The 23657-nt window shown below is 44.9% G+C and carries 19 protein-coding genes; 4 read left to right on the top strand and 15 right to left on the bottom strand.

The annotated features are described in order from the left end of the window. Positions 1-75: 75 nt before the first annotated feature. From nusB to IJ23_RS06795, 12 genes are all read right to left on the bottom strand, one after another. A complete protein-coding gene (nusB, locus tag IJ23_RS06850) occupies positions 76-543 on the bottom strand; it encodes a transcription antitermination factor NusB (protein ID WP_005381571.1) in 468 nt (155 codons plus the stop codon). Next, positions 543-1013: a 6,7-dimethyl-8-ribityllumazine synthase gene (ribH, locus tag IJ23_RS06845; RefSeq protein ID WP_005381572.1), complete on the bottom strand. Its 471-nt coding sequence runs from the start codon at positions 1011-1013 to the stop codon at positions 543-545. Before ribH ends, nusB begins: the two co-directional genes overlap by 1 nt. 169 nt (positions 1014-1182) lie before the next feature. Then, entirely contained in the window at positions 1183-2292 is a 1110-nt protein-coding gene (gene ribBA / locus IJ23_RS06840) for a bifunctional 3,4-dihydroxy-2-butanone-4-phosphate synthase/GTP cyclohydrolase II (protein WP_005381573.1), read from the bottom strand. Positions 2293-2465: 173 nt separating this feature from the next. After that, positions 2466-3119, bottom strand: a complete 654-nt coding sequence (locus IJ23_RS06835; RefSeq protein WP_005383626.1) for a riboflavin synthase — start codon at positions 3117-3119, stop codon at positions 2466-2468. A gap of 8 nt (positions 3120-3127) precedes the next feature. After that, positions 3128-4255 carry a bifunctional diaminohydroxyphosphoribosylaminopyrimidine deaminase/5-amino-6-(5-phosphoribosylamino)uracil reductase RibD gene (gene ribD, locus IJ23_RS06830; RefSeq protein WP_033905840.1) on the bottom strand — a complete coding sequence of 376 codons (1128 nt, stop codon included), beginning with the start codon at positions 4253-4255 and terminating at the stop codon, positions 3128-3130. Between the two features lie 7 nt (positions 4256-4262). Further along, entirely contained in the window at positions 4263-4712 is a 450-nt protein-coding gene (gene nrdR, locus IJ23_RS06825) for a transcriptional regulator NrdR (RefSeq protein ID WP_005381578.1), read from the bottom strand. A gap of 206 nt (positions 4713-4918) precedes the next feature. Then, positions 4919-6169, bottom strand: coding sequence for a glutamate-5-semialdehyde dehydrogenase (locus tag IJ23_RS06820; protein ID WP_033905839.1), 1251 nt, complete (start codon positions 6167-6169; stop codon positions 4919-4921). A gap of 17 nt (positions 6170-6186) precedes the next feature. Next, positions 6187-7326: a glutamate 5-kinase gene (gene proB / locus IJ23_RS06815; RefSeq protein WP_033905836.1), complete on the bottom strand. Its 1140-nt coding sequence runs from the start codon at positions 7324-7326 to the stop codon at positions 6187-6189. Between the two features lie 121 nt (positions 7327-7447). Continuing rightward, positions 7448-7837: a sigma factor-binding protein Crl gene (gene crl, locus IJ23_RS06810; protein WP_005381584.1), complete on the bottom strand. Its 390-nt coding sequence runs from the start codon at positions 7835-7837 to the stop codon at positions 7448-7450. A gap of 115 nt (positions 7838-7952) precedes the next feature. Beyond that, entirely contained in the window at positions 7953-9200 is a 1248-nt protein-coding gene (frsA, locus tag IJ23_RS06805; RefSeq protein WP_033905834.1) for an esterase FrsA, read from the bottom strand. A gap of 91 nt (positions 9201-9291) precedes the next feature. After that, positions 9292-9756, bottom strand: a complete 465-nt coding sequence (tet(34), locus tag IJ23_RS06800) for an oxytetracycline resistance phosphoribosyltransferase domain-containing protein Tet(34) (RefSeq protein ID WP_005381590.1) — start codon at positions 9754-9756, stop codon at positions 9292-9294. 264 nt (positions 9757-10020) lie between these two features. Continuing rightward, positions 10021-11310 (bottom strand): NCS2 family permease, encoded by a 1290-nt coding sequence (locus IJ23_RS06795; RefSeq protein WP_005381592.1) that lies wholly within the window; start codon positions 11308-11310, stop codon positions 10021-10023. A gap of 1021 nt (positions 11311-12331) precedes the next feature. Between IJ23_RS06795 and IJ23_RS06790 the strand changes: the two genes are divergently transcribed. Then, positions 12332-13804 (top strand): aminoacyl-histidine dipeptidase, encoded by a 1473-nt coding sequence (locus IJ23_RS06790; RefSeq protein WP_033905832.1) that lies wholly within the window; start codon positions 12332-12334, stop codon positions 13802-13804. Positions 13805-13868: 64 nt separating this feature from the next. On the opposite strand, the gene IJ23_RS06785 is transcribed toward IJ23_RS06790, so the two are convergent. Next, positions 13869-14408: a DUF3332 domain-containing protein gene (locus IJ23_RS06785; protein ID WP_005381596.1), complete on the bottom strand. Its 540-nt coding sequence runs from the start codon at positions 14406-14408 to the stop codon at positions 13869-13871. 330 nt (positions 14409-14738) lie between these two features. On the opposite strand from IJ23_RS06785, the gene IJ23_RS06780 reads away from it, so the two are divergent. The 3 genes from IJ23_RS06780 (at position 14739) to IJ23_RS06770 (ending at position 18815) form a co-directional block, all read left to right on the top strand. Continuing rightward, positions 14739-15806, top strand: coding sequence for a succinylglutamate desuccinylase/aspartoacylase family protein (locus IJ23_RS06780; RefSeq protein ID WP_017635689.1), 1068 nt, complete (start codon positions 14739-14741; stop codon positions 15804-15806). Positions 15807-16069: 263 nt separating this feature from the next. Next, the gene (locus tag IJ23_RS06775; RefSeq protein ID WP_033905830.1) at positions 16070-18256 is read left to right on the top strand and encodes a TonB-dependent receptor domain-containing protein; all 2187 of its coding nucleotides are present in this window, start codon (positions 16070-16072) and stop codon (positions 18254-18256) included. 118 nt (positions 18257-18374) lie between these two features. After that, on the top strand, positions 18375-18815 hold the full coding sequence (locus IJ23_RS06770; RefSeq protein WP_005381599.1) for a hypothetical protein: 441 nt from the start codon (positions 18375-18377) through the stop codon (positions 18813-18815). Between the two features lie 90 nt (positions 18816-18905). Here the strand turns inward: IJ23_RS06770 and IJ23_RS06765 are convergent, their stop codons facing one another. Beyond that, positions 18906-19214, bottom strand: a complete 309-nt coding sequence (locus IJ23_RS06765) for a DUF3622 domain-containing protein (RefSeq protein ID WP_025998700.1) — start codon at positions 19212-19214, stop codon at positions 18906-18908. 295 nt (positions 19215-19509) lie between these two features. Next, complete coding sequence (gene purL, locus IJ23_RS06760) at positions 19510-23403, bottom strand: phosphoribosylformylglycinamidine synthase (RefSeq protein WP_033905829.1); 3894 nt, start codon at positions 23401-23403, stop codon at positions 19510-19512. Between the last annotated feature and the right edge of the window lie 254 nt (positions 23404-23657).

Genomic DNA, 23657 nt, shown 5'->3' with positions numbered 1-23657 from the left:
TCACTTACTTTTTGATGTAAAAGCTTTTGATACAAAAAAGGTCAGCATGTGCTGACCTTTTCATTGAAGAAATCGTTATTTCTTACGAATGTGAGGTGCTGCTTTATCAAGTACACCATTCACAAACTTGTGGCTATCTTCTGCTGCGAAAACTTTTGCAAGTTCAATCGCTTCATTGATAACAACTTTGTAAGGAACATCTTCGCGACGAGTCATCTCGTACATAGCAAGGCGAAGAAGAGCAAGTTCCATCATATCTAAATCCTGCATAGGACGAGAGATGTATGGACGAATTTTGCTATCTAGCTCAGCGTGGCTAAGTACAACACCGCTTAATAGTTCACGGAAGTAAGCTACGTCTGTCTCTGGAGCAGCAAGCGCTGGCTCAGATGCATGAAGTTCTTCTTCATCGTATTTGTCGCCAGACAAAAACTGTTCTTCAATCTTGGCAACATTCTCTTTAGTAATTTGCCATGAGTAGATCGCCTGTAGAGCGAATTGACGTGCGTTACGACGTGCGGCTGGTTTCACACTGGCCCCCATTAGGAATCAATTTCAGATAGTACATTAATCATTTCAAGTGCGCTTAGTGCAGCCTCTGCACCTTTATTACCAGCCTTGGTTCCTGCGCGTTCAATCGCTTGATCGATCGTATCAACAGTCAAAACACCAAATGCTACTGGAATGCTGAATTCCATAGACACTTGTGCTAGACCTTTGTTCATTTCACTACAAACATAGTCAAAGTGAGGCGTTCCACCGCGAATAACAGACCCTAGAGAAACAATAGCGTCGAATTTGCCAGTTTTAGCAACACGCTGAGCTACTAGAGGTAGTTCTACGGCACCTGGACAACGCACAACCGTGATGTTGTCTTCGCTTACTTGTCCGTGACGCTTTAGTGTATCGATCGCACCAGAAAGTAGGCTTTCGTTAATAAAACTGTTGAAACGAGAAATAACGATAGCAATTTTTGCATTTGGCGCTGGGAAGCCACCCTCGATCACTTTCATAAGCTTTCCTTTAACTCTATTTATAAGTGAAATATGTTCATCAAGTGAGAATCGCCGGATTCTAGCACAAATTTGTGAGCAATATCTAATGGAAATTGGAGGCAAATCACCGGTTCCTAGCCATTGACGAGTTAAGCACGTCAAAGACTAGGAACTTATTGTTCGGTTGTTACTCGCAGACGTACTCAACAACATTCAGACCAAAACCACCTAACGCGTGGTACTTTTTGTTGGTCGATGACAGAAGGCGCATATCATGTACACCGAGATCCGCAAGAATCTGTGAACCAACGCCAACACGGCGAGACGTGCCTTGTTTTTTAGCAAGCGTTGGGGCTTCACCTTTGTCTTGCGCTTCGAACATCTTCACGCGATGAATAAGTAGATCAGTCGATTCTTCATGGCCAAGAACAACCAACACACCGCCCTCTTCACCAATGCGTTTCATTGCCTTATCTAGTGTCCAACTGCGCTCTGCATTACGATCGCTACGTAGTAAGTCGGTAAAAACGTCTTGAAGATGTACGCGAACCAGTGGCGCTTTTTCTTTCAAATCGCCCTTGCACATTGCGTAGTGCACTTGGTTATCAATGGTGTCTTTGTACGTGACTAACGTGAACTCGCCAAACTCTGTCGGTAACTTGCACTCAGCCACACGTTCAATCGTTGTCTCAGTGTTATTGCGGTACTCAATTAGGTCGGCAATAGTGCCCAATTTAATACCGTGCTTCTCTGCAAAGATCTCTAGATCTGGGCGACGAGCCATCGTGCCGTCGTCATTTAAGATCTCAACAATCACCGATGCTGGCTCTAAACCAGCAAGACGAGCCAAATCACAGCCAGCTTCAGTGTGACCTGCGCGAGTCAGTACACCGCCGTCTTGAGCTGCGAGAGGGAAGATGTGACCAGGCTGCACCAAATCCGCAGCTTTAGCGTTTGGCGCGACTGCTGCTTGAACGGTACGTGCGCGATCTGCGGCTGAAATACCCGTCGTTACCCCTTCTGCTGCCTCAATCGAAACAGTAAAGTTGGTGGTGTATTGCGCATTATTGTCTTGCACCATTGGTGGCAGACCTAGACTTTCGCAACGATCTTTGGTCATGGTTAAACAAATCAGGCCACGGCCATAGGTTGCCATAAAGTTGATGGCTTCCGGCGTAATATGCTCGGCAGCCATGATCAAGTCACCTTCATTCTCGCGGTCTTCATCATCCATTAGGATGACCATTTTGCCTGCGCGAATATCATCAATAATTTCTTGTGGCGTACTGATTGGCATAGTCTGTTATCCCGTTATTCTAAATTTGTTATTGCGACAGCAATGAAAAATTACGTTGCAGTGAATGCTAGTTAGGTCAATAGTTTGAGCTTTGCATTAAGCAAGTCAATGAATCTCGCGGTGTTCTGTGAGTCTGCTCTTTATCGCATGCCTCACGCAGCCACTCCCAAGACTTATGCAAAACCGTTTTGCTGTAAAAAGTCCATCGTGATACGAGACTCGGCCTTATCTTCTTGTTGTCCTTGCAGTAAACGCTCCATATAACGCGCAAGTACATCAACTTCTAAGTTGACTTTGCGCCCCACTTGAAACTGGTCAATCGTAGTTTCTTCACTCGTATGAGGAACGATCGTCAGCTTAAAAGCATTTTTACGTAAGTCGTTGACGGTTAGGCTAATACCATCAACAGTAATCGAGCCTTTCTCTGCAACGTACTTGCTAATTTCCGCAGGCATTGCAACCCAAAACTCTATCGCACGGCCAACTGAATTGCGTTCGACAATTTCACCAACCCCATCGACATGGCCAGAAACGATATGTCCACCCAATCGCGTTGTTGGCAACATGGCTTTTTCTAGATTCACCTTATCGCCTACTTGGTAATCAGCAAACCCAGTTTTCTTCAAGGTTTCTAATGACAGATCAGCACTGTAATAGTGGCTTCCGAAGTCAACTACCGTTAAGCAAACACCATTGGTCGCAATGCTATCGCCTAACTTAACGTCTGACATATCAAGCGTACCCGTTTCAACCGTGACGGTGATGTCTTCGCCCTTCGGCGTAATCGCAGCTAACTTGCCAACTGCTTCTACTATTCCTGTAAACATACTATTTCTTATCTAATTTCATTACGTTTTATGGTGGCGGTGATGCGAATGTCTACCCCAACCATACGAACGTCTGTAATGTTTAAATCTATGACGTCAGCCATAGCGCTTAACCCTAAAGCACCGATAAGCCCCCGACCATCGCTGCCCATGAGTTTTGGCGCAAGGTAAACAATGAGCTCATCTACAAGATTAGCCTTTATCATCGCACTCGCTAGCGTAGCTCCAGCTTCAACCCATAAGTGATTGATGTGGTGCTCATCCGAGATACGTTTTAATGTCGTTGATAAGTCAATTTGGTCAGCGCTGTCCAATAGAGGGATACAGTCTCCATCAGAGCGAATAATAACTCGCTCTCCATCGGTGTGGAACAGCTTGAGCGCACCCGTTAAATGGTTCTGACGGTCTAAGATTACACGTACTGGTTGACGAAGTTCTTCTCGTAAATACTGCGCTTGAACACTGGTAGGTAAGTCATCCCAACGCACATTGAGTGACGCATTATCATCAATCACCGTTTTGCTGGTAGAGAGAATACCACCACTCATCGCTCGATAACGCTGCACATCTTGGCGGGCCGCAGGGGAGGTGATCCATTGGCTCTGACCATTACTGAGTGCGCTTTGCCCATCCAAACTGGCTGCCATTTTTAATTGAACAAACGGCATGCCTGTACGCATGTACTTTATAAAACCAGGGTTAAGGGCAAGGGCATCTTGCTCTAACAAGCCGATTTGTACTTCAATTCCTGCATCACGTAACATCTGGATGCCGCGACCTGCAACTTTCGGGTTTGGGTCTACCATGGCGCAAACCACACGTGCCACTTTGGCTTTAATCAGCCCTTCGGCACATGGCGGTGTACGGCCGTAATGAGAGCAAGGTTCTAGCGTCACATAAGCGGTTGCACCAACTGCTTTTTCACCCGCCATGCGCATCGCGTGCACTTCGGCATGCGGCTCACCAGCACGATGGTGATAGCCTTCACCGACAATTTCTTCATCACGAACGATGACACACCCTACATTTGGATTAGGGGCGGTGGTATAAATGCCACGTTTCGCTAACTTAATAGCTCGTGACATCATGGCGAAATCTAAATCAGAAAACGCTCTTTCAAGAGTGTGTTGAGTCATGAGCTACTCAGTCTTCTAGGCGGGCAATCTCTTCGCCAAACTCGCGAATATCTTCAAAGCTGCGGTAAACGGAAGCGAAACGAATGTAAGCCACCTTATCGAGCTCTTTGAGCTGGTCCATGACTAAATTACCAATCATTTCACTCGGAACCTCTCGCTCACCCGTCGCACGCAGTTGTGATTTGATCATACTGATCGCTAACTCTATAGAATCGGCACTCACTGGGCGTTTCTCTAAAGCGCGTTGAATACCGCCAACCATTTTATCTTCATCAAATGGTTCACGGTTGCCATTCGATTTGATCACTTTAGGCATCACTAACTCTGCGCTTTCAAACGTAGTGAAACGCTCGCTACACGCCAAGCACTGACGGCGACGTCGAACTTGATGGCCATCAGCCACTAAGCGGGAATCAATAACTTTGGTATCGTTCTCGGAACAAAAAGGACAATGCATATCACCTCCATATCTATACCAAAATAACCTCATGAGCAATCACGGATAACCACGCGTTCATGGTTATACGGACTCTATTAAAGCTATTTGGGTATAACGCTTTCAAACCGAAATAAAAGCTCATGTAGTGTAGCGGAATTGGTATGTTAGACAAAACAAAAAGGGGCGCAAAGGCCCCTTTTTCACTCAAGATCTCGTCGAATGTGTTAACTGCGTGCTAAGTAGTTCGCTTTACCAACCCACTTGTAGCTAGTTAGCTCTTCTAAGCCCATCGGACCGCGTGCATGTAGCTTTTGCGTAGATACTGCGACTTCTGCGCCAAGGCCAAATTGCGCACCGTCTGTAAAGCGCGTTGAAGCATTCACATAAACCGCCGCCGAACCGACAGAATTGATGAACAGTTCTGAGTTTTCCAAACTATTGGTCATGATCGCATCTGAGTGGCTCGCGTTATGGACACGCATATGATCAATGGCATCTTTCACATCAGACACAACTTTTACACCAAGAGTGTAGCTCAACCATTCCGTATCAAAGTCACCTTCAACAGCATCGCGAATTTGTGTTGCTTGAGCCATCAGTGCTTTTGCCTTAGGCTCTGTCACGAAGGTCACTTTATCGTTCATGCGCTCTACGATCATTGGTAGGAATTGCGCTGCAATTTTTTCATGCACGAGCAGCGTATCTAATGAGTTACACGCAGATGGACGTTGAACTTTAGAGTTCTCAACCACATTCAGGGATTTCTCTAGATCAGCGGATTCGTCGACAAAGATATGGCTGATACCAAAGCCACCAATAATCACCGGAATCGTGCTGTTTTCTTTACACATTTTGTGTAGGCCAGCACCACCGCGTGGAATGATCATGTCGACGTAATCGTCCAACTTAAGCAATTGAGAAACAAGCTCACGATCTGGTTTTTCAATGTACTGCACAGAAGCGGCTGGAAGGTTCGCCTTTGCGAGCGCAGACTGAATAACCTTCACTAATTCCATATTCGAGAAAAAGGTCTCTTTGCCACCACGTAAAATACTTGCGTTGCCGGTTTTCAAGCACAACGCTGCAATATCAATGGTTACGTTTGGACGCGCTTCATAAATTACGCCCACGACACCAAGCGGCACACGACGACGAGACAGTGACATCCCATTTTCCAGTACCTTACTGTCTATTTCGCTGCCTACAGGATCGTTCAAGCTAATGACGTTGCGAACATCATTCGCAATTGCAGTCAATCGTTCTTCATTAAGCAAAAGGCGATCGAGCAGCGCATCGGTTAAACCCGCTTCACGGCCAAGTTCGATGTCTTTAGCGTTTGCCGCCAAAATAGCAGCAGAGCTTGCTTCTAGCTCATCAGCAATGATGGCTAATGCTTGGTTCTTTTGCGCAGTTGACGCTGTCGCTAATTCGAAAGCTGCATCTTTAGCAGCTTTACCCATATTCGTTAAATCCACTTTGCTTCCCTCTAATTCTATTCCTGAATGACGACCAAATCATCGCGGTGAATCACCTCAGAGCCATAATCATGACCCAAAATAGAGATGATATCTTTACTGTGCTTACCCGTAATTTTAGTTAGGTCATCACTTGAGTAGGCGCTGATGCCACGAGCCACCAACTTACCGTGAGTGTTTGTTACACGCGCCACTTCGCCTCGTGCGAAGTCACCACTAACTTTGATGACCCCTTTAGCAAGTAGGCTACTGCCCTTGCCAACCACAGCATTGACTGCACCATCATCAATAACGATGTCGCCCGATGCCGCAGGTCCCGCTAGAATCCAGCGTTTACGGTTCTCTAAGGCTTCAGAGCAAGGTAGGAAGCGCGTGCCCTGAGGTTCAGCACTTAAAGAGTCAAAGATAACATTCGGCGCACTACCAGCAGCAATAATAACCTCGATACCTGCGCGGCGAGCGATGTCTGCGGCTTGCAGCTTCGTTGCCATACCACCAGTACCCAATGTTGTACCGCTTCCACCTGCGATTTTACGCAGCGTGTCGTCGATGGTTTTTACTTCCTTGATAAGCTCTGCGTTCGGATCTTTACGAGGGTCAGCAGTAAACAGACCTTTTTGGTCCGTTAAAAGCAAGAGCTTATCTGCACCACATAAAATGCCTACCAAAGCGGAAAGGTTGTCGTTATCGCCAACTTTAATCTCGCTAGTCGCAACGGCATCATTTTCGTTTACGATAGGAACAATATCGTTCGCGACGAGCGCATTAATAGTGTCACGCGCGTTAAGGAATCGCTCACGATCTTCTAAATCGGCACGGGTTAGTAACATTTGGCCGATCTTGATACCATAAATACCAAACAAAGACTCCCATGTTTGAATCAAGCGGCTCTGCCCCACCGCGGCAAGTAACTGCTTACTCGCCATCTCGTTGGGCAATGCGGGGTAACCAAGATGCTCACGGCCTGCTGCAATCGCACCAGACGAAACCATTACGATTGAATGGCCTTGTTTTTTAAGCTCAGCACACTGGCGTGCTAACTCAACCATGTGTGCACGGTCGAGTGCCAGAGTGCCGCCTGTCAGCACACTTGTACCCAGTTTCACAACGACAGTTTGTGGTTGTGAAACAACTGCATTTTGTTGATTCGTTGTCATGATGTCTTCTGAAGTGAAAAACAAATAAAGAGAGGATGTTTTAACAATCAAATAGGGAATTAACAAGAGAAAAGGTGCGTTTTCGCACCTTTTTGTTTGGTATTAAATGAAAACAACCAAATTAAGCGAAATCGAAAGACTCCGTGTGATATTCGACTTCTAATTTGAAGTGTTCTTCTAAAGTATCAACCAGCTTTTGATGGAATGTGCTCTGCGTGAGATACACTTCCTCTACCACTTTTTTGGGAAGGGCTTCAGATACCCATTGCCCTTCTTTGTTGTACTTGCCAATATGATATTTAGCAGTAAAGCCTCCCTCGATGGATTCCAAATCCATCCACCAGCCCCAAAATTCACGCTTCTCAGGCGATTTTTTGTCGTCTACACATACAGATAAACAATCAAAATAATAGCGCCCTTCTTGCGATTGTGGTTCGCGCAGGTAAGGCCCTATCGCCTTCAACTTTGACATCAAGCGAAAGTGAGTCGGGCCCTGAGTCGTCTCTGACATATGAATCTCCGTTTTCATAGTTAAAAGTAAACACCCAAGAATGATTATTATTTTTAATTATCATGAGCTTATTTTTTGCTCAGATATATCACTCTTAACTAATTTAGGAGAATTGTCACCCTAATAATTCATCTTCTAGCCACTTTATGGCTAAATCGAGGGATTGCTCATATCCTTTTGTAATTGTTTTGGAACTGATTTTTTTCGCTCTACCATACTGGCTAAATAGAGCAACAAGTTGATTATCACTGTGTGGCGACACTGGATCGCCCTCAAGACTCAAAGCCAAAATAGGCACTTTGGTTTTTCGACTGCTCAGGAAGCCCTGAACCTTCAATGACCACGCCATCATCTGACCAGCCATGCTATTAATATCAACCGCATTTTTCCCCAAACGGGAAGCCAAAAGATCTAGGTACATCTTCGGCATTTTTTGTAACTTCTGAGGGGAAGTAAAAATATCATGTACGGGTGCGCCTAGAGCGACACAAGCTTTGATCTTTTCTTGCTCAACAAAAGAGAGTCTGATCATGGCATTACCACCAAAACGAAACCCAACTAACCCCACTTTGTGATGATCAACCCAAGGTAGCGAGTAAAGCTCATTCAATACCGCTTGATGTAGGCAACTTGAATTCTCGGTCAAGGGCCAATGAGAGCTATGCCCTACTGAAGGCATGTCTACGGTTAACATCGCAATATCTCGCGGTGCAAGACGATTACGGAACAAACGCCACATGTCGGTTTGTAGAGTATCCAAACCAGCGCTCACCATGACCACAGGCAACTGTTTATCCGTTCTTGGTAAATGGAGGTTCGCGATGATTTTGCGATTTTGGTAAGGCACTTCAATTTGCTTGATGGTGTACTTAGTTTTTTCTGCGCCGTCAGAATACGCTTTGTTTGCCAGTACTTGAGCCTGCGATGCCAAGTTGTCATTTTTTAAATGTGGGTAGCCTGCAATACTAAAACACAAAGAAGCAGTGAAGAGTTCATCCGCTGCCTCTTCTCCTTGCATTTCATTTGCTCGCTTCTGATGAGCCATACCAAGCTTGATCCACTCAAATGTCCAGTTACCACTGTGATAACCCATTACAGTGTCCAACCAATCATCATTGGTTCGCGAGTGAGAAGATGAAGCAATTTTGGACAGTACGCCTTCCATTTCGATCGGAGACAATCCTTGCCAAGCCCATTGCAAGCGACGCAAATGACGATACCAAGCACGATCACCCTGCGCTTCTCGTTCATCAAGTATTTTTTTACTGGTCGGCATGTACTGGGTAAGCGCGGAGGTTTCTTTTGCTTGCTTATGTTTCACGAACAAAGTTTCGGAAAGATTTTTACTGACGTCTTCAGACATAGGAAGAACCCTAGGCTATTAGCATGATTTAATATCATAATAAAAAAAATGCCCCTATAAAGGGGCATTTCTCAATATTCTTTAACCGCGTTTATTTTTGCTTGCGGTTTACTGGCTCAGCATACTGGATTGACATATCCCAAGGCTGCTCGATCCAAGTGTCTTGAGCAATATCTACAACGTAATCATCCAGCAGCTCTTTGCCTGATGGTTTCGCACACACAGCGATCATTTTCGCTTTTGGATACATCTCACGTAGTTTGCGCGCTGTATCACCACTGTCTACTAGGTCTTCAACGATTAGGTAACCTTCGCCATCACCTTCAGGTGCTTTTAGTACCGTCATGTCGCGCTGATGATCATGGTCGTAGCTTGAAATACAGATTGTATCAACGTAACGAATACCCAGTTCACGAGCCAAAATAGCGCCAGGAACCAAACCGCCGCGGCTTACCGCCCAAATTCCTTTCCATTGCTCAGCTGGCATTTGTTTTTCAGCCAGTTCACGGCAGTAAGTCTGCATTGCATCCCAAGTGATAATGAATTTTTTACTCATTGTAATAACCTAATAATTTGAAAATATGCATCCTCAAAATCTAGCGAAGTCACTCAAAAGCGGAATGCTCACTAACTTCTCCAAAATGTTTGGAGACGAGGATTTCAAGCTGCGCAAACGATTATTCTACCGAAACACACCGCTAATACCAACGGTGATATCAAAATTCTCTGCCTATTCCGCAGAAAAACCGTCTTCTGTGAACAACGTAAAAAAAGAAAAAGCCAGCGTGAATAAATCCACACTGGCTTTTTGCTCGAGAAATTAACCGACGAGGTATTTAACGATGAAGATGGCTGACATCACCCATACACTCATCGACACTTCACGGCCCTTACCGCTGAATAACTTGATCGCCGCGTATGCGATAAAGCCTAACGTGATACCTTCTGCAATCGAGAATGTTAGCGGCATAACTAAACAAGTCACAACAACTGGGGACGCTTCAGTTAGGTCACGCCAATCAATGCTTACTAGCCCAGACAGCATCAAGATCGCCACATAGAATAGCGCACCTGACGTTGCATAAGCAGGGATCATACCCGCAAGTGGTGAGAACAATAGAGCAAGTAGGAAGAGTACACCAACAACCACGGCTGTTAGACCAGTACGCCCACCCGCAGCTACACCAGAAACGCTTTCAATATAAGATGTCGTGTTGGAGGTACCAAGTAATGCACCTACTGACGTTGCTGTTGAGTCTGCAAGTAACGCTTTGTTTAAACGAGGGATGTTGCCATTCTCGTCAGTTAGACCAGCTTTTTGAGAAACGCCAACGAGCGTACCTGCGGTGTCAAACAAATCGACAAATAGGAAAGCAAATACGACGGAAATCATGCCTACTTCAAACAAACCAGAGAAATCCAGTTGCATGAAAGTTGGCGCAATGCTTGGTGGCGTTGACATAATACCGCCCCACTGCACATCACCAAATAGAAGACCAAGCGCTGTAACGCCAAGAATGGCGATCATCACCGCACCTTTCACACCACGGTGAACCAGTGCAATCGTAAGAAAGAAGCCAATCGCGGCCAATACAGATGGCAATGATGTGATCTCTCCCATAGAAACTAATGTCGCTGGGTTATCAACGACGATACCTGCATTTTTTAATGCGATAAACGCTAAGAAAAGACCAATACCAGCTGAAATACCTGTTCGTAGAGAATGCGGGATCGAGTTAATAATCCACTCACGGATCTTAAATACGCTTAAAAGAATGAACAGAAGGCCAGAAACAAATACAGCCGCCAACGCAACTTGCCACGTATAACCCATTCCCAATACAACAGAGTAAGTAAAAAATGCGTTCAGGCCCATTCCTGGTGCCTGTGCGATTGGGTAATTGGCAACAAATCCCATGATAAAACAGCCGATTGCGGCAGCAAGACAAGTTGCGACAAAAATGGCGCCACGGTCCATACCGGTATCCGACAGGATCGCTGGGTTTACAAAAATAATGTAAGCCATAGTTAGGAAGGTCGTAACACCTGCAATGATCTCAGTGCGCACATTTGTGCCATTTTCACTGAGTTTAAAAAGCCTCTCGAGCATGATCGAATCCTGTAAAGGTAAAAAGTAAACGGTTGCGTAATCGATTGGCGGGAATTATAAAGTTATCAAATAGCAAATTCTAGATAGAATCTTCACTCTAATGCGTTTTTTTCTTTGGATATGAAACACATTCTCTAATCTATCATAGCAAGCAAAGAAATATATTCTTATAAAACAATAGGTAACCCAGATAACACAGTTCTCTAAAAGAGAATAAAAACTGAGCAATGTACTAAACTTTCAGATGAAAAAGGCCCATTTTAAACATGGTATCTAACAGATTTGATGGAAAAGTCGATAAAACCGAAGAATGGGGAATAGAAGAAGGCTTTGATGGCAATAAGTGAGTCAGGAAGAGAAAATAGAGATAAAAAACGCCACCCAATTTGGGTGGCGGTGAATCATGTCAGCACTATCACTGAAAAAAAATTCCAATTTATAGGGGTGAACAAACTGTTCGAGTCACATGCGTTGACTTCACTTAGTAGCCAAAGCTTGTTGGGTATACAAAGTTACCGGTGTAAACAGACTTGCTATTCCAGAACATTGTACTTGGTAAACCTTTCATAACTATCACCTTTTAAATCAATTAAACATTCGTTGATTTCTCGGTTCCTTGGAGGCGATAAAACGGACTCATCCTTTGAGCATTTCATTCTTCTCTCAGAAGCTGGTTACAAATATACCACCAAGAAATTTAATTACAAGCATTTTAGTGATTGGAATCACAAAAAATGCACAAATTGACCTTTATCAAAGTTTATGTGTAATTAAATTACAATTTTATGAATTAAAAAATAAAGCCACTTTCAGAATATATGATAGAGAACACATAGTGCTTGTTATTGTATTCACAAACTGTGACAGTTCTGAGAGAAATCCTTGTGATCGCGACTACTCGTACTCTTTATCTGGTGGTATGCTAACGGCAATTTGAAGGCCAAATCGTATAGCATTTAATGCTACCTTGATAATATTTTTACGGTATATATTTGGCAAAGCACATCAAAAGGAGTCATCCGTGTCTGAGTTCCATTCTGAGATCAGTACCTTATCACCTGCTCCACTTTGGCAGTTTTTCGATAAGATTTGTTCTATCCCTCATCCATCGAAACATGAAGAAGCATTAGCACAGTACATTATCAACTGGGCAACAGAGCAAGGCTTTGACGTTCGCCGTGATCCAACCGGTAACGTGTTCATCAAAAAGCCCGCGACACCAGGAATGGAAAATAAGAAGGCTGTTGTACTTCAAGCACACATCGACATGGTGCCGCAGAAAAACGAAGACACTGAACACGACTTCACCAAAGATCCAATCCAACCTTACATCAATGGCGAATGGGTAACTGCGAAAGGCACGACGCTTGGTGCAGATAACGGTATTGGTATGGCTTCTTGCCTTGCTGTATTGGCATCTAAAGATATTAAGCACGGTCCACTCGAAGTTCTGCTGACGATTGATGAAGAAGCAGGCATGACTGGCGCATTTGGCCTTGAAGCTGGTTGGTTAGAGGGTGAGATTCTTCTAAATACAGACTCTGAACAAGAAGGCGAAGTCTACATGGGTTGTGCAGGTGGCGTTGATGGCACCATGACTTTCGATATTTCTCGAGAATCAACGCCTGCAGGTTTTGTAACACGCCAACTGACGCTGAAAGGCCTAAAAGGTGGTCACTCAGGTTGTGACATTCACACAGGTCGCGGTAATGCCAACAAATTACTTGGTCGTTTCCTTGCCGGTCATGCTCAAGAGCTTGATTTACGTTTAGTCGAATTCCGTGGTGGTAGCTTACGTAATGCAATCCCTCGCGAAGCGTTTGTTACTGTCGCGCTTCCTGTCGAAAACCAAGACAAGCTTGCTGAGCTGTTCAACCACTACACTGAGCTGCTTAAAACTGAATTGGGTAAAATCGAAACAGGTATCGTAACCTTTAATGAAGTGATCACGACTGACGCGCAAGTATTTTCAATCGCCGATCAGCAACGATTCATTGCGGCACTTAACGCTTGTCCAAACGGCGTAATCCGTATGAGTGATGAGGTGGAAGGCGTTGTTGAAACTTCTCTAAACGTTGGTGTGATCAGCACAGAAGAAAATAAAGTCACCGTGCTTTGCTTGATTCGTTCTCTCATTGACTCTGGCCGTAGCCAAGTGGAAAGCATGCTGCGCTCGATTACTGAGCTAGCAGGCGCGCAAATTCAGTTCTCAGGCGCTTACCCTGGCTGGAAGCCAGATGCAGATTCCGAGATCATGGCAATTTTCCGTGATATGTATGAAGGCATTTACGGTCATAAGCCGAACATCATGGTCATCCATGCTGGTCTTGAGTGTGGCCTATTTAAAGAACCATACCCACACATGGATATGGTTTCTTTCGGTCCAACAATAAAATTCCCTCACTCTCCAGATGAGAAAGTGAAGATTGATACTGTTCAGTTGTACTGGGATCAGATGGTCGCGCTTTTAGAAGCGATTCCAGAGAAAGCATAATTCAATCACGAAAAATGACAAAGGGTGCCATACGGCACCCTTTTTTTGGTTTAGTTGAACCCAACTACACACGGTTTTGCGCGTAAGCGGCTAATTCATCCATTGAGGTTTGTGCAGCAACTTCACCATCAATGTAGTAAGTAACAAACTCACCATCGCGTACACCCATGAGTGTCGCCTTTTCACCGTTACTGTAAGTAATATCCATTTGAACAGTGTTCTCATCGATTTGCTGCATTCGCCCCTGCTCAATGACACGGTTATCCGCTAATGGTGCGATTGGTGCCGTCGTTAACGACTTATCTAACTGGTGATTGACATCAATGTAAGTATCTACCTTTGTATCGAAGATATGTGGCTTACCATTTAACGGGTTCTTACCCGTCCAAAATTCTAGAGAGTTAAACACGATATAATCCGCTGCGATCGCGACACCATAAACAGGCGCTAAAAGCATATTTAGGCCACCTCGAGCGTAACGGTTGTCAACAGCTTTCAAGTTAAACCCCATGACATAACCTGTCACGGCATTACTACCTACGCAACCTGAAAGTGAAACTGCTACCGCAGTCAATGCACCAATTTTAGCAATTGCCTTTTTCATCAAAACCTCTAGTTAGAAAGTGTGAAACCTCAAATTCGGCGCGGATATTATCGGATAAAAAGTAGGGTTAAAAGTCCGTTTTTTTGTCCTCCATGAACAGTATTATTTTTAATACAGTCACATTTTTTAAGGCTATTATTGCGCTCTCTTCTCTATGGCTTGTTATGTATTAAACTGATAGAAAAGATCATATTGAAAACAAAAACTTCACACATACCAAAATTTCACGCATGACGATTAAAGTAATTTGTCGTGTCCTTAATGAGAATGATTAGTGCGATTTTGCAGCAATTGTTACATTGCTGATGACGCATTTGACAGAGATGGTTTATGGCCAGAAGTAAAAAAAGCAAAGTATTTGAGCTCTTAGGACATCAAATACAACCAGGACAACGATTAGAGATCGAATTTGAAGCAGCGAAGCTATATACACATTCGCCTTTATCTATTCCTGTGGAAATCATCCATGGGAAACAAGAAGGACCAGTGTTAATGGTGAATGCCGCTATCCATGGTGATGAGCTTAATGGCGTAGAAATCGTTCGTCAGATCATTAACCAACTGGATCCACAAAAACTGAAAGGCACTGTCATTGCAGTACCTATCGTTAACGTTTTTGGTTTCATCCATAAATCTCGTTACTTGCCCGACCGACGAGATCTCAACCGTTGCTTTCCTGGCAGTGAAAAAGGCGCACTTGCATCTCGTATGGCACACGGGTTCTTTAACAACATTGCCAAGCGTTGTGACTACATTTTGGATCTACACACAGGGGCCATTCATCGCACGAACTTGCCACAGATCCGCGCAAACTTAAGCAACTCAGAAACTCTGCGTATTGCTCAAGCATTTGCAACGCCAGTGATTGTTGATTCAGCATTGCGTGATGGCTCTTTACGCAGTGAAGCAGAAAAATGCGATATTCCAGTGCTCACCTACGAAGCTGGCGAAGCATTGCGTTTTGATCCACTTTCGATCAGCGCTGGTGTACTCGGGGTTCGGCGCGTAATGCAAGCCATTGGTATGTTGCGTGCGAGCAGGAAAAAGCTGCCTGAGCCTATCATAGCGAAGTCCACCAGCTGGGTTCGCGCGTCAGGTAACGGCATTTTGCGTACTGTCGTTAATCTGGGAGACAAAGTAGAACAGGGTGAAACGCTCGCTTATATTAGCTCTCCTCTTGGTCATGACGAGATAGAACTAAAAGCCCCGAAGCGTGGTTTGGTTATCGGTCAACAAACATTACCATTGGTGAACGAAGGCGATGCAATTTTCCACCTTGCCTATTTTAACCAAGGTGATAATGCTTTAGAGCAAGCAGTCGAAAGCTATATTGAAGGCCTCACTGAATTCGATGCCGAGCCGCTGACCACCGGACAGATACCGTTAGAAACTCAGTAATTCCTACCAAGTAGGCGCCTGATTAGCTCAAAAGGAGCAACAGTGCTCGCACTATCTTGTTTAAAGCCAATAAGCTCAGCGTCCATGATGCTGGGCTTTTTGTTTTATGTACGCTAACGATACTTATCGTAGTTTCCACGAATGGATAAAAAACTTTACAATCCGTCGCAAAAACACATTTGATAATTAATCTCATTATCATTTATTAATCGTAATAATGTTCTTATAATCCGAGCTTCATAAAAACACTATAAATCATCAATATGAAACGATTAATAAGTCATCCATTCAAAGTAAATCTCATTTCACTGGCTTTGCTCTTCCCTCTTTATTCATATGCCGAGACAGCGCCAAATGAAGAGCTTGAAGTCATAGGCGTTCGTTATGCCAAACCCATTACCATTGCTGAGCCTGCGCAAACCACCATTAATTGGTCAGAGATTGAAGAGCAACAGTACTCTAATTTTGCCTCAATGATCGATGCCGTTCCCGGTGCATCAATAGATGGTGGCGGTCGTTCTGGTGGCGAACGTATTAACATTCGTGGTTTTGATGATCCAAGCGATATCGCCGTCTTTGTCGATGGCGCTCCAATTGGCTTTCAACAATACCGCTACGGTACCTTCTTTTTTGATCCGTTCTTAATTGGCGAAGCAGAAATTATCAAGGGCGCGCACGACTATCGAGCACTCAACGGGAAGTTTGGTGGCTCCATTCGCATTAAAACCAAAAGTGTCGATGATCTCCTGTACGGCGACAGAAACTTTGGTGCTCGCATCTCAAGTGCATATAACAACAACGGCGATGAGAACGCCTACACGCTAACACTCTATGGTAAAAACGATGCTGGTTTTTATTTTCTAGCGAATGGCTCGGTAAAAGATTCTGATGACATTAAAGTCGGTGGTGGTGAAACGCTGGATTACTCAGGTTATGAGCAAGAAAACATGCTCGTAAAAGTCGGTTATGAAAACAACGATCACGAGTTTGAAATTAGCCACACTCGCTACAAAGATGAAGGTCGTAAACCTTGGGCTAACCGCCGCGGAAAAATGCCTAACATCACCGAATACAATATCAAGAAATACGGCTCATTAGAAAAAGCCCAATACGCTTACACCGTCGATAACAAATACACGGACAACACCACAACCATCTCTTACCACTACATGCCGACTAACCCGTATATTGATTTCAATATCAAAATGGCACGTTCCGAAAACGATCGTCATTGGGTTCGCCCTGACGTAGCATTCGAGAAAATGTTCGTTTCTGTTGGCAGTTACGGTCATGAGTCATGGCTGAGTTACGAGCGTGACTACGTTGATGTGTTTAACCAAGCACAATTCGGAGACCACACTCTAGTCACTGGGCTTCAATATCAAAAAACCGATAGAGACTCGTTAGTATTCAACGCATCATACGACAGTAATGAAGCGAAAAACTACGGTTGGTACACCCCTTACTACGAACCATCTGGCACGCAGTCAATTTATGCCGCTTACATTGCTGATCACTATCAAGCAACAGACCGCCTAACAATCACACCTTCTCTGCGTTACGAATACATCAAGAGTGAAGGAAAAGGGAACGCAGCGCCGGATTATAATGATCCAGCTGCCGGACATGACTATGGTGAAACGACGCATAAAGGCTTTAGCCCACGTTTGGATATCGACTTTGATGCGAGCAATAATACGCGTTTAAACGCCTCCTACGCCTACGCTTTAAAAGCACCAACCGTTGATAACATCTACTCAGTGCAATATGCGCGAGCTACCGCTACGGCTACTGCTTTGAATCTGGACGTGTCTCGTATCCATGCTTATCAAGCAAGCGTTATCAACTTAACGGAAGGGCTGGTGAACTCTCGCGATAACCTCGCAACAGAGTTAACTATGTTCTATAACGATGTTAGCGACACAGTTGATATACGAACGGGCGAAAACCTCGACAAAAATACTACTGAGTTACAAAGCTGGAATACAAACCTAGATGGCTTTAAAAACTATGGCTTTGAGCTAATTTCACAATACCGGATTGAAGATTTCTACAGTAATTTCTCAGCAAGTTACATTCGCGGCAAAAACAAAGGTAGCCTATCTGACTCTACAGGTTCAGATGATGATCATCCTGATGTACCGCCATTAAACATTAATCTGGGTTTAGGTTACGAATGGATTCCTGGTTTACGTACGGGCTGGGAAGTCCGCTGGTATGATGCGCAAACCAAAACCAAGGCAAGCGGTAATAATTTAAAAGTGAAATCGCCAAGTGAGCAATACACGCTACAAAACGCTTACGTGGTTTGGGAAATACAACAAGTCGAAGGCTTGAGCGTTGGCGCGGTTGTGAAAAACTTAACCGATCGTTACTACGAAGCATACCTATCTAATGGCGTGCCTTCGCCTGGTCGCGAAGTCAAACTGCACCTCACTTATCAATACTAACCATACCTAAAAGATGCAGGGCAGACATTAACTGCCCTGTTATATCGTATCCAATGGCCATAATTGCACGCCGTTTTATTTATCAGTATTATCATTTCCTTTTGCTTACATACACATTATGAACAATCTAAAAACACGGCTTCTTCTGATTTGCTTCTTCCCTGTAGGTAGCCTAGCGCAAGCTTCTGAGAACATTGCAGACTACTTACAAGAACAAAGCAAGCACCAAGTTTCAGAAGATTTTTACGCACAGCCAACAGCAAATAACCTGAATCTAGATGCAAAAACTAACTCTTTAACTTGGCACGAAGATGGTAAGCCGGATCACTGTCGTTACGCCAAGCAGCCCAAAGACGTCGCAACACATTTCGACTACGGTGAAGCAAACGATCTATCTGACGGCTTACAACACTTTGATTTACCGGAAAGACATTCTGCAAAGGTCAAATCGACACATCGCACTTATGCTAATAACCCTCACCTTCTTCCTGGCAATAAACAATTTGCAGCCCCTGAAGACGGCACGTTTAGCTTGTCCGTATCGTCGGATTGTTTTTAGCCGATATAAATAAAAAATGCCCTGAGACAAAACTCAGGGCATTTTCACTATTTGTTTGATGGGTAACGTCACCATCTCACCGATTTAAACTTATTCTTCGTCAGTGTCTACTTCGGTTTCACGTGCTTTGCGGGCTTCTTCTTTACGAACTTTTGCCGCTAGTTGTTCTGCTTCGCGCTCTTGACGTTGCGCTGCTTTACGCTCGTTACGAACCACTTGGTTTTGGATAAATCCAGCCAGTTCTTGTTCAGCCCAAGCTTGTGCTTTCTCTTCGCTGTCAAAGCCTGTTTCACGCTTTGATACTACAGTCTTACGAGATGTCACTTGGCGAGTGATTTCTGCGCTCCAGCCGTTACGTTTTTCAGTGACGCGGATAGCAAATTTTGGATTCTTAGACATTTCTTTCATTTCCTAAGGGATTTAGGGATCAATCAGGGATTCGGTCAACTTGATAACTCCATCTAAGCTGAGCTGTTTAACACCATCCCTTGGTAAGCGCGGTATTAGAGCATAAAAGTAATCTAAACGCTGCAAGTTTTTTACGCTAGATAATAGATGACAAAGAAGAGGCAGAACAAAGCAACGTTTCGCCAAGTCACTAGAAAGAGCGACGAAGAAAAAAGAGTGATAAGAAAAAAGAAAGCGCTGGTCTCTCAACCAACGCTTTACTTAAGCTAGATTAACTTTTGGTTAATTAACCGATATTCTTACGGGCATTTTGGAACATACGCATCCAAGCGCCATTTTCACCCCAACCTTCCGGAGCCCAAGAATTTGCAACTGTGCGGAATACGCGCTCTGGGTGAGGCATCATGATAGTTACGCGACCGTCTGCTGTTGTTAAACCGGTAATCGCGTTTGGCGAACCATTCGGGTTGTTCGGGTATTGTTGTGTTGGGTTACCGAGGTTATCCACGTAACGAACCGCAACCGTACCTGATGCCTCGATCGCTGCTAGGTGCTCTGCATCACGTACTTCTACACGCCCTTCTCCGTGGGAAACCGCGATTGGCATACGCGAACCAGCCATGCCATCAAAGAATACAGAATCAGATTTCTGAACTTCAACTAGACTAAAGCGCGCTTCAAAACGCTCAGATTCGTTGCGCACAAAACGTGGCCACAAGTCTGCACCTGGGATCAGCTCTTTCAGGTTTGATAGCATCTGACAACCGTTACATACACCTAAAGAGAACGTCTCTTCACGGTTGAAGAAGGCTTGGAACTGTTCACGAGCTTGTGCGTTAAACAGGATAGACTTAGCCCAACCTTCACCCGCACCTAGTACGTCGCCGTAAGAGAAGCCACCACAAGCTACTAAGCCATGGTATTCATCCAGTACCGCTTGGCCCGTTAGGATATCGCTCATATGGATGTCGGTTGCTTCAAAACCTGCGCGGTCAAACGCTGCTGCCATTTCGACGTGGGAGTTAACGCCCTGCTCACGTAGGATTGCCATCTTAGGTTTAGCACCTTTCGCAATGTACGGTGCTGCAACGTCTTCATTTACGTCGAAGCTGAGCTTAACGTTTAGACCAGGGTCAGAGTTGTCTTTCTTAGCTTCGTGCTCTTGGTCTGCACACGCTGGGTTATCACGTAGACTTTGCATCTTATGCGTTGTTTCAGCCCAGATAACGCGTAGTTCGGTACGTGAACGTTCAAGCACAACTGCATCACCAGAAGTGATAACAAAGTCGTCTGAAGCTTCAACAGAACCAATCACATGTGAGCATGCCTCTAAGCCGTTTGCCGCCAGAGTAGATAGAACTGAATCTAGATCATCATTCTTAACTTGAACAACCGCACCTAGCTCTTCGTTAAATAGAACGGCTAGCGCATCATCACCCAGCTCTGCGATGTTCGCTTTTACGCCACAGTGACCCGCGAACGCCATCTCAGCCAGTGTAACAAAAAGACCGCCGTCGCCTTTATCGTGGTAAGCCACTAGCTTGTCATCACGTACTAACGCTTGCATTGCATCAAAGAAGCCTTTTAGCTGCTCTGCATTATCTACGTCAGCAGGTTTGTCACCCAGCTGTTTGTATACTTGTGCCAATGCTGTCGCACCTAAGCGGTTTTTTCCGTTACCCAAGTCAACAAGAACTAGAGAGGTATCTCCTTTGTCAGTGCGTAGTTGTGGAGTCACGGTCTTACGTACGTCTTCCACACGACCAAATGCCGTGATAACTAGCGACAGTGGAGAAGTGACTTCTTTGCTCTCGCCGTTTTCTTCCCACTTGGTTTTCATCGACATGGAGTCTTTACCAACTGGGATCGTCAAACCTAACGCAGGACACAATTCTTCACCAACCGCTTTCACTGCTTCGTAAAGACCCGCATCTTCACCTGGGTGACCCGCTGGAGACATCCAGTTCGCAGACAGTTTAATGTGTTTAATATCACCGATGTCTGTTGCCGCAATGTTCGTTAGTGACTCACCAACGGCTAGGCGAGCCGATGCTCCAAAGTCTAGTAATGCCACTGGCGTGCGCTCACCCATCGACATTGCTTCGCCATGGTAAGTGTCGTAGCTTGCCGCTGTTACTGCGCAGTTTGCTACTGGTACCTGCCAAGGACCAACCATTTGATCACGAGCAACCAGACCCGTTACTGTTCGGTCACCGATAGTAATTAGGAATGTTTTTTCTGCAACAGCAGGAAGACGAAGTACGCGATCCACCGCTTCATTAAGCTCCATACCATCACGAACAATGGCAGGGCTTTCCACTTTTAGTGTGGTTGCGTCACGGTGCATCTTCGGTGGCTTACCAAGCAGGATATCCATTGGCATATCGATTGGCGTATTGTCGAAGTGAGAATCTTCTAGCGTTAGATGACGCTCTTCTGTCGCCACACCCACCACTGCATACGGTGCGCGTTCACGCTTACAGATGGCGTCGAATGCTTCCATGTTTTCTGGCGCTACCGCTAGAACGTAACGTTCCTGTGATTCGTTACACCAGATTTCCAGTGGGCTCATGCCCGGCTCATCGTTTGGTACATCGCGTAATTGGAACTTACCGCCACGCTCACCGTCGTCGACAAGTTCAGGCAATGCGTTAGAGATACCGCCTGCACCCACATCGTGGATAAATGCGATTGGGTTATCGTCGCCTAACTGCCAACAACGGTCGATCACTTCCTGACAGCGACGTTCCATCTCTGGGTTTTCACGCTGTACCGAAGCGAAGTCCAGATCTTCTGCTGACTGACCAGATGCCATGGAAGATGCCGCACCACCACCAAGACCGATGTTCATTGCCGGACCACCAAGTACGATTAGGCTCGCACCTACAGGGATCTCTTTCTTCTGTACGTGTTCATCGCGGATGTTACCCATACCACCAGCAATCATGATTGGTTTGTGGTAACCACGAATTTCTTCACCCGCATGAGAAGTGACTTTTTCTTCGTAAGTACGGAAGTAACCCAATAGATTTGGACGACCAAATTCGTTGTTGAATGCCGCGCCGCCAAGAGGGCCTTCAAGCATGATGTCTAACGCATTCACAATACGACCCGGCTTGCCGAAGTCGGTTTCCCATGGCTGTTCAAAACCAGGAATACGTAAGTTAGAGGTTGTAAAGCCAACCAGACCCGCTTTTGGCTTACCGCCGATACCCGTCGCGCCTTCGTCACGGATTTCACCGCCTGAGCCAGTCGATGCGCCCGGCCATGGAGAGATTGCCGTTGGGTGGTTGTGCGTTTCTACCTTCATCAAGATGTGCGTATCTTCATGGTGGTACGTGTATTGACGAGATTTAGGGTCAGGGAAGAAACGCCCCGCTTTAGAACCTGTCATAACGGCTGCGTTGTCTTTGTATGCAGACAGTACATAGTCAGGTGTCGTTTCAAAAGTGTTTTTGATCATTTTGAACAAAGACTTAGGTTGATCTACCCCGTCGATAGTCCAATCTGCGTTAAAAATTTTGTGGCGACAATGCTCTGAGTTCGCCTGAGCAAACATCATCAATTCAATGTCGTTTGGGTTACGCCCAAGCTTAGTAAAGTTCTCTACCAAGTAATCAATTTCATCTTCTGCGAGTGCCAAGCCAAGGGAAACGTTTGCCTCTTCAAGCGCAAGACGACCGCCAGCTAAGATATCAACATGTGCGACAGGCTTAGGCTCTGCAACAGTAAATAATGCTGATGCGGCTTCAAATTCTGTGAATACTGTTTCCATCATGCGGTCGTGAATTAACGCTTTAACAGCGTCAGCTTGAGCTTCTGATAGAACAACTGAAGACTCGACATAATAAGCCGTACCACGCTCTAGACGTTTCACTTTATCCAGACCACAGTTAACAGCGATATCGGTAGATTTAGAAGACCAAGGCGAGATAGTGCCAGGACGAGGCGTGACAAGAAGTAGAAGACCTTCAGGCTCATGCTCTTCGATGGTTGGGCCGTAAGTTAGTAACTTTTCAAGTTTTTCTAACTCTTGGTCATCAAGGTCTGACTTTAGATCGGCAAAGTGCATAAACTCGGCATAAATGCCAGTTACAGGCAGATCTTGTTCACGACAAAGTTCCAGTAGTTTATTAACACGAAACTCAGAAAGAGCTGGGGAGCCACGCAAAATTCTCATGTGCTTAGGTCTCTTATGCAATTGATTAAGGTGATATTGGAATAAATTCAGACACTTAAAATAAGCCCTGTCGAACCTATGCCGATTCCACCTCGTCATTGCGAGCGCATTATATAGTAATTGTTTTTGTGATGTAACACCAAAAGCAACCGTTTGCGTCATTTTTTTTGTCAAATTTGAATTACAACTAAAATGTCGATAAAACACACAATGTCACGTTATAAGTGTGTGATTCACTTTGCCCCATGAGCTCG

It is taken from the genome of Vibrio sp. OY15, from assembly GCF_000742455.1.
In the GTDB taxonomy this organism is placed as follows: domain Bacteria; phylum Pseudomonadota; class Gammaproteobacteria; order Enterobacterales; family Vibrionaceae; genus Vibrio; species Vibrio alginolyticus.
The sequence above is the reverse complement of the archived record's forward strand: the minus strand, read 5'-3'. Positions and strand labels throughout refer to the sequence as shown.